This window comes from Pseudomonas sp. MWU12-3088, assembly GCF_023242405.1.
In the GTDB taxonomy this organism is placed as follows: Bacteria; Pseudomonadota; Gammaproteobacteria; order Pseudomonadales; family Pseudomonadaceae; genus Aquipseudomonas; species Aquipseudomonas kribbensis.
In genome coordinates, this window is sequence record NZ_JALJEA010000003.1 from 357,751 (window position 1) to 371,333 (window position 13,583).

5 protein-coding genes are annotated in these 13,583 nt (G+C 59.9%); 3 read left to right on the plus strand and 2 right to left on the minus strand.

Features of this window, described 5'->3' with window-relative positions; genetic code table 11:
• Positions 1-10 precede the first annotated feature (10 nt).
• Complete coding sequence (locus tag M5B98_RS10355; RefSeq protein ID WP_119427750.1) at positions 11-1,630, plus strand: FMN-binding glutamate synthase family protein; 1,620 nt, start codon at positions 11-13, stop codon at positions 1,628-1,630.
• A gap of 9 nt (positions 1,631-1,639) precedes the next feature.
• On the opposite strand, the gene M5B98_RS10360 is transcribed toward M5B98_RS10355, so the two are convergent.
• Together M5B98_RS10360 and M5B98_RS10365 are read right to left on the minus strand one after the other, a co-directional pair.
• Positions 1,640-3,145, minus strand: a complete 1,506-nt coding sequence (locus M5B98_RS10360; protein ID WP_248742643.1) for a glucosyltransferase domain-containing protein — start codon at positions 3,143-3,145, stop codon at positions 1,640-1,642.
• A 193-nt stretch (positions 3,146-3,338) separates the two neighbouring features.
• On the minus strand, positions 3,339-4,757 hold the full coding sequence (locus tag M5B98_RS10365; RefSeq protein ID WP_248742644.1) for an amino acid permease: 1,419 nt from the start codon (positions 4,755-4,757) through the stop codon (positions 3,339-3,341).
• A 496-nt stretch (positions 4,758-5,253) separates the two neighbouring features.
• Here M5B98_RS10365 and M5B98_RS10370 point away from each other — a divergent pair, with 496 nt between their 5' ends.
• Positions 5,254-8,397 carry a transglycosylase domain-containing protein gene (locus tag M5B98_RS10370; RefSeq protein WP_248742645.1) on the plus strand — a complete coding sequence of 1,048 codons (3,144 nt, stop codon included), beginning with the start codon at positions 5,254-5,256 and terminating at the stop codon, positions 8,395-8,397.
• Positions 8,398-8,547: 150 nt separating this feature from the next.
• On the plus strand, positions 8,548-13,569 hold the full coding sequence (locus tag M5B98_RS10375; protein ID WP_248742646.1) for an NEL-type E3 ubiquitin ligase domain-containing protein: 5,022 nt from the start codon (positions 8,548-8,550) through the stop codon (positions 13,567-13,569).
• Positions 13,570-13,583 lie beyond the last annotated feature (14 nt).

The following is a 13,583-nucleotide window of genomic DNA, read 5'->3' on the forward strand; positions in this document are numbered from 1 at the left end:
AGGAAACCGTATGAGCCTGTCACTCCTGAGCCGCTACGCCTTCTTTGCCGTCTGCGTGATTTTCACCCTCGCCAGCCTGCCCTTCCTCGAACACGACTGGCTGTGGCCGATCACCGCCGTCACCGGGGTGCTGAGCCTGCTTGGTCTGTTCGACCTGATGCAGAGCCCCCACGCGGTGCGCCGCAACTACCCGATCCTGGGCAACATCCGTTATCTGGTCGAGGGGATTCGCCCGGAAATCCGCCAGTACCTGCTGGAATCCGACAGCGACGCCCTGCCCTTCTCCCGTGCTCAGCGCTCGCTGGTGTATTCGCGGGCCAAGAATGAAAGCGCCGACAAACCGTTCGGCACCCTGATCGACGTGTATCAGTCCGGTTTCGAATTCATCGGCCACTCGATGCGCCCGGCGCCGTTGAGCGACCCGAACAGCTTTCGCGTGACCGTCGGCGGCCCGCAATGCACCCAGCCGTACTCGGCATCGGTGTTCAACATCTCGGCCATGAGTTTTGGCTCCCTCAGCGCCAACGCGATCCGCGCGCTGAACCAGGGTGCGAAACTCGGCAACTTCGCCCACGACACCGGCGAAGGCAGCATCAGCCCCTATCACCGCGAACACGGCGGCGACCTGACCTGGGAACTGGGCAGCGGCTATTTCGGCTGCCGCACCAGCGACGGCCGCTTCGACCCGGAACGCTTCGCCGCCCAGGCACAGACCCCGCAAGTGCGGATGATCGAAATCAAGATGAGCCAGGGTGCCAAACCCGGCCACGGCGGGATTCTGCCCAAGCACAAGGTGACCCAGGAAATCGCCGACACCCGCGGCATTCTGATGGGCGAAGACTGCATCTCGCCGTCCCGCCACAGCGCGTTCTCCACGCCGATCGAGATGATGCATTTCATCCAGCAACTGCGTGAACTGTCCGGCGGCAAACCGGTGGGCTTCAAGTTCTGCCTCGGCCATCCGTGGGAGTTCATGGGCATCGCCAAGGCCATGCTGGAAACCGGCATTCTCCCGGACTTCATCGTGGTCGACGGCAAGGAAGGCGGCACCGGCGCCGCCCCGGTGGAGTTCACCGACCACATCGGCGTGCCGATGCGCGAAGGTCTGTTGTTCGTGCACAACACGCTTGTGGGCCTGAATCTGCGGGACAAGATCAAGCTCGGCGCCAGCGGCAAGATCGTCAGCGCCTTCGACATCGCCAGCGTGCTGGCCATCGGCGCCGACTGGGCCAACTCGGCGCGGGGCTTCATGTTCGCCATCGGCTGCATCCAGTCACAAAGCTGCCACACCAACAAATGCCCGACCGGCGTCGCCACCCAGGACAACCTGCGCCAGCGTGCGCTGGTGGTGCCGGACAAGGCCCAGCGGGTCTACAACTTCCATCGCAACACGTTGAAGGCGCTGGCGGAAATGCTCGCCGCCGCCGGCCTCGATCATCCGTCGCAGCTGTCGGCCAAGCATCTGGTACGGCGCATGTCGGCCACCGAGATCAAACTGTTCTCGCAGCTGCATGTGTTCCTGAAACCGGGAGAGTTGCTTACCGGGGAAGTGAACGGCGAGTTCTATTCGCGGATGTGGCAGATGGCGCGGGCGGACAGTTTTGAGCCGCAAGACATTGCGGCGGCCTAGCGGTAACGCTCACCAACTCAAGAGCCGACCATGGGGCGGCTCTTTCATGACGATGAAACCGTAATCGCCGATCAAATAAATGCGGTAATAGAGGCTATCCACCAACGCGGGGAAACCCTGATAGCCGACGCGGGTGGCGTTACGTCGTTCGCGTTCGGCGACCACGTTGGTGATGCCGGCGGACGGCAGGTTTTCCGTGAGCATGAAGTAGTCGATGTTGAGCAGATAGCGCAGCACCGGCAGCTGTCTGAACGTGCCCGTCGCACTCGCCAGCCAGCGGTCGGAGTAAGTGACCGACATATAAATCCGCTTGGCGTCACGCAATTCGCGATGGGAAGAAATGTCGTGGCTGAGGCTGTAGAGAGCACTGCTGGCGAAGGTTTTCTCCATCGTCAGCACCCGCCCGTAAGCGAAGGACAGCGACAGCGTGGCCAGAAGCGGAATCACCAACAACAGGGGCAGTCGCGAGTGCAGCGACGTCAGCCCGATACGGGCCAGATAAAACAGCACCATCAGCAACACGCCGAACCCCATCAGGGTTCGCGCACCTTCGTTGAAGTCGCGAAACAACAGTGTCATCCCCGGCACCAGCAATACAATCAGCGGCAAGGTCAGCAGACAGCCAAAACTCAGGAGCAGGCCTTTTGCAGGTTGCTCCTGGCGCAGGCGAATTTGCCGTCCCATCCGCACACCACCGAACAATGCGCACAGGAGTAGCAGGACGAACACTGCCGTGTAACCACCGTGAAACAACAGCGCCACCTTCTCCAGGACCCGGCCAAAATTGATGCCGATCTGCAACAGTGGGTCAGCACTGAAGTCGAGCAGTTCGGTACGTGTGGAATCCGTGAACGGATAGGCCGTGATCGCGTAGATCGACACGCCCAGCACCAGTTGCGCCAGCTTCCAGCCCGCCAGTTGCCAGAGCTCTGCCCAAGGCATGCGCCGATGAACAGCCCTGAGCAATTCCACACAGCACAGTCCGAGAAACACGTTGAGGCTGATCTGATACAGCCCGATCGCCAGCGCCAGCAACACCGATGGCACCAGCCATCGTTGTATCCGGGAAGTGCCGCCAAACGTGATCGCGTAAATCACCGCGACCAGACTCAAGGCCATGCCGGCCCCGTCGTATTGATAGGACAGGTTCTGCAACAGGAACGGGTTGTACCAGAGCGGCAACGACACCAGACAACAGGCGAGCGTCGGTTCGGGGAAGTAGTGAAAGGTCAGTCGGGTCAGGGCCAATGACATGGCCAGCGTGGAGAGTAGCAGCGGCAACGGAAAGATGTTCGGCGCAGCGCCAGTGAACGACAGCGCCTGATACAGCCAGTCCATGAACAGGCGCCCCTGCCCGGCCCAGACATTGCCGGCGGCCAGGGTGCGCCAGTTGTCGTCGATGTAGGGGAAGTCAGCGAGGAGCAGCGGCAGGATGTACAGCATCGTGGCGAACAGGAAAAACAGCACGACCTGACGGCGGCCGAGTTCGCGGTCGACAAAATCACTCATCCTCATGTCCGTGCCTCTGAAATCGTTGCCACCGATTCGATCACTAAACGTTGGAAAGCCGCTACTGTCAGGAATTACAGGTTAGCCGCCCTTTCAGACGAGCGGATGGGCATGTCCGAGCCATTGAATATTCTCATCCCGGAAAAACAAAAGCCCCGATCATGATGATCAGGGCTTTTGGCACAACAGGCATTACGCCTTACGACGCCGAACGCACCGCGCCTTGCGACGCATCGGTCGGTTGCAGCTTGAACACGTAGAACAGAACGGTCAGCAGCACCAGGAACGCCGGGCCCACATACAGCGCCACGCGGGTATCCGGGAAGTACGCCATCAGGCCCACCACCAGCACCAGGAAGGCCAGCGCCAGATAGGAGCTGACCGGGAACAGCCACATCTTGTACTTCAGGCCGGCACGTTCGCTGGCGCTCAGGCCTTTGCGGAATTTCAGCTGGGCCAGCAGGATCATCACCCAGGTCCAGATCGCGCCGAAGGTGGCAATCGAGGTCACCCAGACGAAGACTTTTTCCGGCACCAGATAATTCAGCAGCACGCCAATCAGCAGGGCGAAAATCGACAGCAGCAACGCCCGACGCGGCACGCCGTTGGAGGTCTTGGCAAAGGCGGCAGGCGCCTGGCCGTTCTGCGCCAGGCTGTAGAGCATGCGCCCGGTGCTGAAGATGCCGCCGTTGCACGACGACAGCGCGGCGGTGATCACCACGAAGTTGATGATGCCGGCGGCAGTCTTGATGCCCAGACGCTCGAAGGTCATCACGAACGGGCTGCCCTGCGTGCCGATTTCATTCCACGGGTAGATCGACAGGATCACGAACAACGCACCGACGTAGAACAGCAGAATCCGCCAGAACACCGAGCCGATCGCACCGGGAATGGTCTTCTGCGGGTTCTTCGCTTCACCGGCGGTCAGGCCGATCATCTCCACGCCCAGGTAGGCGAACATCACCATCTGCAGCGACATCAACACGCCCGTCACGCCGTTGGGCATGAAGCCGCCATGGGTCCACAGATTGGAAATCCCCAGCGCCACACCATCGTTGCCGAAACCGAACGCGATGATGCCGATGCCGCCGAACACCATGGCGATGATGGTGACGATCTTGATCAGGGCGAACCAGAACTCGAACTCACCGAAAGCCTTGACCGCGATCAGGTTGATCGAGCCCATGCTGACCAGCGCCGCCAGCGCCCAGATCCAGCGCGGCACATCGGGGAACCAGATGCCCATGTACACCGCCACTGCGGTGATTTCCGCGACGCAGGTCACCAGCCACAGGAACCAGTAGTTCCAGCCGGTGAGAAAGCCTGCCAGCGGGCCGAGATAATCCTGTGCGTAACGACTGAAGGAACCGGCCACCGGGTTGTGCACGGCCATCTCGCCGAGGGCGCGCATGATCACCAGGATCGCCAGACCACCGATGATGTACGACAGCATGATTGCCGGGCCGGCCATTTCGATGGCCTTGGCCGAACCCAGGAACAGGCCGACACCGATACAGGCGCCGAGCGCCATCAGACGGATATGCCGTTCGCCGAGTTCGCGTTTGAGTGGACCGCCGTTCGCGGTCTCGCCATGGGGCGGGTGATTGCCGACTGGCATGGGGGACTTCCTCGTCTTGTTATTGGATAGACCACCGAGTGTCGAAGCGTCGGCCGATAAGCCCCGGCTTCCCGACACCGCGCCGGCCTCGTGGGCGGACGCGTCCTTCAGGTCCAGGCCTGAGGATCAGCGGGGCTGGCAGTATAAAAAGCTTCCAGCAGGATATTTCACTCTAAAAACCGACTTATTCAGCGACAAGCATCGTTATAAATCCGGATTTCGAGACAAACACTCCTGAAAAAACCGGATTATTCACTGCCGAAATGGGCGCCGAGTATTGCACAGCAATGGTGCAGCGTCATGCCCCTACCCAAGTCGTATTTACCCGCGAACCGCTCTGATCCGCCCTTTTTCGAGATCTGCACGGGCGTTGCTGCCGGATTGCCCCCTGCGCAGATTTGTTCAGGGTCGAAGCTTCACAATTTTTTCACCCGCGCCAACCACCGACTAAGCTTCAGTCAAGTCCGATCAATCTGCGTGAATGGATCAATCGACTATGGGCGCTTTGTGGCAAACCGATTCGAGTGAAAAAGTGGTTCCGACTGAACGTGTGGATGAAGCGCCTGTCCCTGAGAAACCCCGTCGTAACCGGCATGGGTGGAAGGCTTTCTGGCTGTTGCTGGTGATCATTGCGATTGTGGTGGGCCTGGCCGCGATGAAGGAAATGCGCACCTCGCGTTTTCAATCCCGCGAGGTCAGCCAGTACGCCGCCAAATTGACCTATGAACTGCAACCGGGCCCCAGCGAAGCCATTCGCTATCCGGGCAACGGACCTTTCGATCTGCGTCTGGGCTACAGCTCGCTGGACGAGTTTCTGCCCCGTCTGCTCAAGCGCAATTACGTGATCACCGAACAGACCCGTTTTTCGCCGGCGCTGCTCGGCTATACCGACAAGGGCCTGTTCGTGCCCTACTCCGAGAAAATCCAGGCCGGGCTGTCGATCACCGATTGCCGCGCCGCGCCGTTGTATCAGTACAACTATCCGCAACAGCTGTATTCGAGTTTCGAGTCGATTCCGCCGGTGGTGGTCAACAGCCTGTTGTTCATCGAAAACCGTTTCCTGCTGGACCCGAAACAACCGCTGGCCAACCCGGCAGTGGACTGGCCGCGCTTCGGCATGGCCGCGTGGTCGCAGGTTGCCAAGTTGCTGCACTTGCCGGGACAGTCGGCGGGCGGCAGCACGCTGGCCACGCAGCTGGAAAAATATCGCCACTCGCCGGATGGTCTGACGGTGAACGGTGCCGAGAAAATCCGCCAGATGATTTCCGCCAGCGTGCGCGCCTATCAGGCCGGCCCGGATACCTTGCCAGCGCGGCGCAACATCATTCGTGACTACCTCAACAGCGTACCTTTGTCGGCGGTGCCGGGGCATGGCGAAGTCCATGGCATGGCCGAAGGGTTGCGGGTCTGGTACGGCGCCGATTTCAATGAAGCCAATAAAAAGCTCGCCAGTACCGCGACCGATCCGCAGACCCTGGCCGACAAGGGCCTGGCCCTGCGCGAAATGCTCTCGCTGATGATCGCCCAGCGCCGTCCTTCCCATTACCTGACCAAGGGCCGGGAAGAGCTGGCCGACCTCACCGACAGCCACCTGCGGCTGCTCAAGCAGAATGGGGTGATCGACAACGCACTGGCCGATGCGGCCCTCGCGAGCAAAGTCACCTATCGCGACTGGCAGACCCAGCCGACCATTCAGCCGATCGAAACCAACAAAGGCATCAGCGTCGCCCGCAGCCGTCTGGCCTCGATGCTCAATCGTCCGCTGTACGACCTCGACCGCCTCGACCTCTCGGCCACCAGCACCCTGCAAGGCGAACTGCAAACCCAGGCCACGGCCTACCTGAAGAAACTCGCCGACCCGGCCTACGCCGCCGAAATCGGTCTGCTCGGTGAACGTCTGCTGACGCCCACCAGCACCACTCAGGTGCGCTACAGCTTCACCCTGTTCGAGCTGACACCGGACGGCTCGCGGGTGCGGGTGCAGACCGACAGCACCGACCAGCCGTTCGACATCAACGAAGGCAGCAAACTGGAACTGGGCTCCACGGCGAAGATGCGGGTGCTGACCACCTACCTGCAAATCATCTCCGAACTGCATGACAAGTACGGCGCCATGAGCGTGCCGGAACTGAAGAAAGTCGACGTGCCGGATCAGGACCGCCTGACCCAGTGGGTGATCGATTACCTGATCCAGAACAAGGATCACGACCTGTCGAAGATGCTCGGCGCCGCCCTCGACCGCAAATATTCCGCCAGCCCCGGCGAAGCGTTTTTCACCGGTGGCGGCCTGCACGTGTTCCACAACTTCCGCAAGGAGGACAACGGCCGCATGCCGACCCTGCGCGATGCCCTGCGCGAGTCGATCAACCTGCCGTTCATTCGCCTGATGCGCGATCTGGTGCGCTACACCACCTACTCCGGCCCCAACAACAGCGCCGAGCTGCTGAAGGATGATCGCGACCCGCGGCGTCAGGAATACCTCGCCTCGTTCGCCGACCGCGAAGGCACTTCGTTCCTGCTCAAGTTCTGGAAGAAATACAAAAACAAGGACACCCAGGCCCGTCTCGACACCTTCCTCGACAGCATGCGTCCGACGCCGATCCGCATGGCCGCCGTGCACCGCTACCTGCTGCCCAACGCCAGCCAGGAAGACTTCAACAGCTTTGTCCGCTCACATCTGAAGGGCGTGAAGATCACCGAGAAACTCACTGACGAGCGCCTCGAAAGGCTTTATCTGGCCTACGGTCCCGGCACCTACGATTTGCCGGATCAGGGTTTCATCGCCAAGGTGCACCCGCTGGATCTGTGGCTGATCGGCTACTTGCTCAACCACCCGGACGCGACCTGGAGCCAGATCGTCAAGGCCAGTCAGTTCGAACGTCAGGAAGTCTACAGCTGGCTGTTCAAGAGCAAGCACAAGGGCGCCCGGGACAGCCGGATCCGTACCATGCTGGAGATCGAAGCGTTCCTCGACATCCATCAGCGCTGGCAGAAAGTCGGTTACCCGTTCGATCATCTGGTGCCGTCGCTGGCCACCGCCATCGGCAGCTCCGGCGACCGCCCTGCCGCGCTGGCCGAACTGATCGGCACCATCCTCAACGACGGTGTGCGCATGCCGACCCTGCGCATCGACAGCCTGCATTTTGCCGCCGGCACGCCTTACGAGACGAAACTGGTCAATGATCCCCATGTCGGCAAACGGGTGATGCCGTCGGAAGTGGCCACTGCCATGCGCGAGGCACTGTCGCAAGTGGTGGACTCGGGAACCGCCAAACGTGTTTCCGGCAGTTTCAAACTGAACGATGGAACACCGCTGACCATGGGCGGAAAAACCGGTACGGGCGACAACCGCATCGAGGCCATCGGCTCCGGCGGGCGCATTTTGAGTTCCAAGTCGATCAACCGCACGGCGACCTTCGTGTTCTACATCGGCGACCACCATTTCGGCACGCTCACCGCGTTCGTTCCGGGACGCTCGGCGGAGAACTTCAAGTTCACCTCGGCCCTGCCGGTGCAGGTGCTCAAAGGCATGGCACCGATTCTGATGCCATATCTGCAACCGGGCAGCGATTCGCAGTGCCGACCACCGCAAGTTCCTCAAGTGGCCCTGATGAACCTGCCATCGCTTAAGCCCGATTGAAGTTGTGGAGGCATTAACTAATTATTTTATGCATTCCAATATTCAATGTTTCGCCTGCCAGGTTCGCACTCGAACAGCAGGCTTTTGAACTAATTTTCTGCACCCTTGAACGTTAGGCTGAATCTTCCTGACTTATTCAAGGCTGTACCCATGACCGCAACAACTGAATACAAAGGGCAACATTACGAATTAATCAAATCGCGGATCGATCCGGTATTTATCGATATGAAGCCGCAACACGGCGACGCGTTGAGAAAGATCAAACCTCGTCGTGAATCCTGGATGGTGCCGCAACTGGCCGGCGTCAACCGAAGCGCCTGGGCAGCCCGCAACGCTGCCGACCGGGCACTGGCCCGACTGAAAGACATTCACTCGTTTGCCGAACCGCTGCTGAAGGCCCGCTTGCGGGAAAAAACCGGTATCGACGTCGATATCAGGAACACGTTTCTGATGCTGTACCGCGAAGCCAGATCGCCCTGGTACGTGATAGAGACTCTGAGTGGTTCATCCACAAGAAAAGTGTCATTGCTCGAGGCCGCACTGAACAATTTTTCCTACAACGAAATCTACGCATCGAACTCCGCGTTTCTCGTCAAAAGAGAACATGTGAATGATCAGTACGATATTTCGCCACTGGATCGACTGATGACCGTTGCCCAGTTCCAGACCCTGTGTCGTGAACTGGATATCGGCAAGCTCTATCAAGCGCACCTGCAGGAAATGTTGTTGAACGACGAGCCGGTGGCCCGAAGTTATGTGCAGTCACGGGTTGTGCAGAGTCACAAGGCCACGCTGCAGGCAGCTTCGCACATGGCGTTGGCGCGAAAGGAGATCAGCCGCGAAGGTTTTCAACTGATCCGCGCCCTGCTCGATGGCCGCGTGGCGCTCAAGCTCGGTCGGCAGCCAATGCAGGTCTGCGAGCTGAACATCATGGATCTGAAGCTGACCGGCATCCTGATCCTGCGCCCCGATCCCGCTCAGCCGCTGCATTCTTCGCGAGTCATCGTCTACGTTCCCCACGACCCTGAACATCCATTGAAGGAATTCGACTCCCACCTCGCCTTTCTCAAGGAGCTGACTCGTCAGTTGCAGAGGAACGAAACCCTGGACTCGACCGGTGGCAGTTACTGGCAGTTCTTCAGCCAGTTCGTCGATCACCATGAACGCGGACACTTTTTCGCCGATCTCAAACAGCGTCTGACATCTGTGAAATGGTATCCACAGGAACGCGGAGACTCGCGTCCGTCCTGGCGTGAAACACCGGTCAGCAATCCCAACCTGCAATATGGCGCGACAGTCATCACCGGGCCATTGTGGGAATCCCTCTATCAGCGGCAGCTCGACAAGATCCTCAACGATGCACGCAACATTGCCGTGCCGACCGCCGATGCGGACAAGAGTGCTCGCGCGGACTGGTGGGCGAACCTCTTCAAGATTGTCCAGGACATCCTGAACGTGACGGTGATGGTGGCTGCGCCCTTCGTGCCTGTCGTCGGCCTTGCGATGCTCGGCTACACCGCCTGGCAATTGACCAACGAGGTCATCGAAGGTGTGGTGGATCTGACACTGGGTCATTGGGAGGAAGCCACGGAGCATGTGGTGGGTGTGGTCAACGATGTTCTGCAACTGGCGGCTTTCGCCAGCGGCGCCTTGATCGCCAGGCCGTTGCTGTTGAAGCTGTCTCCGTTGATAGAAAACATGAAAGCGGTACGTTCATTCGATGGCAGCACGCGCTTGTGGCACCCGGATCTCGAACCGTACGAGCAGTCACAACTGACGCTGCCGGGTGGCTCAAAACCTGATGCTCTGGGCCTGCATCAACATGCGGGAAAGACCGTTCTGCCCCTGGAGGGCAAGCACTATGCGGTCAGGCTCGATCGCAGCAGCGGTCACTATCGTGTCGAGCACCCTTCCCGGCCGCAGGCCTATTCACCACGACTGCGGCACAACGGTCGGGGGGCCTGGACTCACGAGGCCGAGGCCCCGCATGAGTGGGAAGGCGCGCGCCTGATGCGCCGCATGGGTCACTCGGTCGACGGTTTAAGTGACGCCGAACTGGAGCGAATACGCCGCATCAGTGACACGCCGGTCGACTCGCTGCGCCGGATGCATGTGGAAAACAGCCCGCCACCGCCGTTGCTGGACGATACGCTCACCCGCTTCAAGACCTGGCAGGAAACCAAAAACGTCGGTGAGCTCATTCGTACCGGGCAGCCGCTCTATCCAGAATCGCATTGGTTCGACCGGATAGTCCCTGACATGCCGGGCTGGCCTGCGGACAAGGCCCTGAAGATCTGGCAAAACAACGATCTGACCGGTGCTTACAGGCAATACGGCAATCCCCGGGCTTCTGACGGTCAGACACTGTCCATCGGCATTGCCGATGTAATGGACAACAAACTCCCTGAACGGCTGGTGGACTTTCTCGGTGATGCCGACATGCAATCCCTGCTCGACGGGAACTACCCGAAAGGCCGGCGGGCGCAAATCTTGCGCAACCACCTGGCCGATATCGTGCGAACCCGTGAAAGCGACATCTTCGATTATCACTACCGATTCAAGAATCGCACTGTCGATACGCTGGCCCAGTTGATCCAGCGCCGGTTTCCGCACTTGTCCGCACGACTTGCCGAGTCGGTGGCCAGCGAGGCGACAGCTGCCGAGCACAGCCTCATGACCGACCAGCAACGCATCCCGCTGCGCCTGAAAAGTCAGGCTCGCGAAATCGAATTCGAAGTTCTGGCGACCCGGGCCAATGAGGGTGTAATGGATCCGGCGTTGTTTACTCCCGACACCGAACGGCTCACTCTCAATGCCTTGAAGGTTTACACCAACGTCTTCGAAAACCTGCGCATTGAGGTGCGAGAAGGCACTGATGACGGCCGGTTGCGATGCAGCGCCGGCCGAGAGGATGCGGCCACGGTGCACAGGCTGATCAGGAATGAACACGGCCGTTATGAAGTGCATGACAGCGCTGACAACAGGCTCCAGGACGGCAGCGATTTCTATGAGGCGGTTCTGTCGGCCATCCCCGAAGCCAGGCGCACGGCATTGGGCTACCGCACAGGTCAAGGGAGAATGCTCAGGCAATGGGTGATGGCGTTGACCGAGACGCCAGCCGAGCGCCGGATCGTGCTGGCGCGCCCTCCCATACGCCCGTTCGTACCGCTGGAAACCGAATTGTTGTTGCGCGGTCCGAGACTGTCCAAGGCACCGCTGACCTTGGAAGAAAAGGTCAGAAATCTCTACCCGCATTTCAGCGAAACAGAAGTGACGGCGTTCACCCGGTCATTGCACTCCACGGGGGATGCACACTGGAAAATCGCGCGGCTTGAAAGTGAACTCAAGACGTTGAAGGAAAAACTGGAAACCTGGAGACAGAGCTATCTGAGCAGTTGGGACGCCGACAACCCTGATGCCAACCTGCCCCGTGCCTATCATGACTATCAGCACAAAGGCGGGCGCTTTATCGCCGACCGCCTGCTGGAATGTTTCGAACGCAAATCCGAGGTGTTCCAGGAGCGCAGCATCAGCCTCGAGAGCGGCTACGCGCTGGACTTGTCGAAAGAGATGCTGCCCCATGACCTTCAGCACTGGTGGGGGCAATTGCCGGACGGCCTCAAACCCTGGCTCGATCAGATCACGACACTGAACCTGGACGGCCAGGGGTTCTCTTCGACCTCAAACGGGTTGTTGAAGGATTTCCTTCAGTTGCGTCAACTGAGCGCCAGACACTGCGGTCTCAAGACCCTGCCGGCCGGCATCAGCCAGATGCAGCGTCTGGAAACCCTGCGTCTGAGCAACAACCAGCTGCAACTGACGCCCGCCAATGCGCAACAACTGAATATGCTGACACGCCTGGAAATCCTGAGACTGGACAACAATCCTGTCAGCATGCCCCTGTCGGTCGGGCGCATGCCGAGGTTGCGGGTCCTGAGCCTGATCAATACGCAGATCGACGCCTGGCCGCTGGGCCTGTTCGATGTTCCCCGCCCCCGAGGATTCTTTCTCGATCTGGGCAAAAATTCGCTCAGATACATCCCCGAAGTACGGCCCGGTTCCGATGAGGCACGATTGATCGCCCGTACTCGCGTCCATCTGGATCAACTCACCAGACGAGCCCGCACCACCTACGAGCAATATCGAAGGTCAGTGGGTATGCGTCCTTCGCAAAGCTACGCGACCATTGCCGAAGACTTGCTGGAGCAGTGGCCGGTCTCCGTGGATACCGAACTGGCCGATGAAACACCCGGCATCGGCGCTCTTCGCCCCGAGGCGTGGCACGAACTGGCAAGCGAACCCGGCTCCGATGGATTTTTTCAAGTGCTGCAGGATCTGACCCGTTCTGCCGATTACGAACAGGGTGGCGAGGCGCTGGATCAGTTGACCGACCGTGTCTGGCGCATGATCGACGCCATGGACATCGACACCCGGCTGCGCGAAGAGCTGTTCCTGATGTCGACCGATCCCGAAGGTTGCGAAGATGCCGGGGCCCAGTTGTTCAACAGCATGGGAATACGCGTGCTGGAATCGGAAGCACGGATTTTTTCCCGCTCGCCCGAGGAGCTTGAACGCCGCTTGGTGACACTGGCCAAAGGGGCTGCGCGACTCAGGCAGGTCAATGAGATCGCCCGGGCCGATATCGCGACCCGGCAGGGCGAACCCGACGAAGTGGAAGTCCATCTGGCCTATGAAACCGGCCTGGCCAGACGGCTTGAACTGCCCTGGCAATCCGAGGCCATGAAATTCCGGCAGGTCGCCGGGGTCAGCGAGGCAACCATCGATGCCGCCGGCGACAGGATTCTCGACAGGGAAGCCGGTGACGGTCTGATCGAGCAGATGCTCGACCAGCCTTTCTGGGATCGTTACCTGCGTGAAACCTGGCCGGGAGAGATCGAAGCCAATACCCGCGCGCACCAACAGAAGATCGATCTGCTGATCGATTTGCAGGCGGCCCAGGCCCTGTGGGTCGAGGGAAACGGTCGCTCAACCGGGCTCAGACAGACCATCGCTGACCTGGCGCAGCAACTGTCCATACCCGAGGAACTGCTTTTCACAACGGAAAAAATGAATCAGAAAACCTTCGACGCGTGGCTTGAAAGTATCGGCCGACAGGAGAAGGCACTGAAACAACGACTGACCCGCGAGGCCATGGCACGCATCGGGATCTGAACCGTTCGGTCGCC

Excerpts from the sequence above, each read along its gene's own strand:
- M5B98_RS10360 (WP_248742643.1), bottom strand. The coding sequence starts at position 3,145 with ATGAGGATGAGTGATTTTGTCGACCGCGAACTCGGCCGCCGTCAGGTC.
- M5B98_RS10365 (WP_248742644.1), bottom strand. The coding sequence starts at position 4,757 with ATGCCAGTCGGCAATCACCCGCCCCATGGCGAGACCGCGAACGGCGGT.
- M5B98_RS10370 (WP_248742645.1), top strand. The coding sequence starts at position 5,254 with ATGGGCGCTTTGTGGCAAACCGATTCGAGTGAAAAAGTGGTTCCGACT.
- M5B98_RS10355 (WP_119427750.1), top strand. The coding sequence starts at position 11 with ATGAGCCTGTCACTCCTGAGCCGCTACGCCTTCTTTGCCGTCTGCGTG.
- M5B98_RS10375 (WP_248742646.1), top strand. The coding sequence starts at position 8,548 with ATGACCGCAACAACTGAATACAAAGGGCAACATTACGAATTAATCAAA.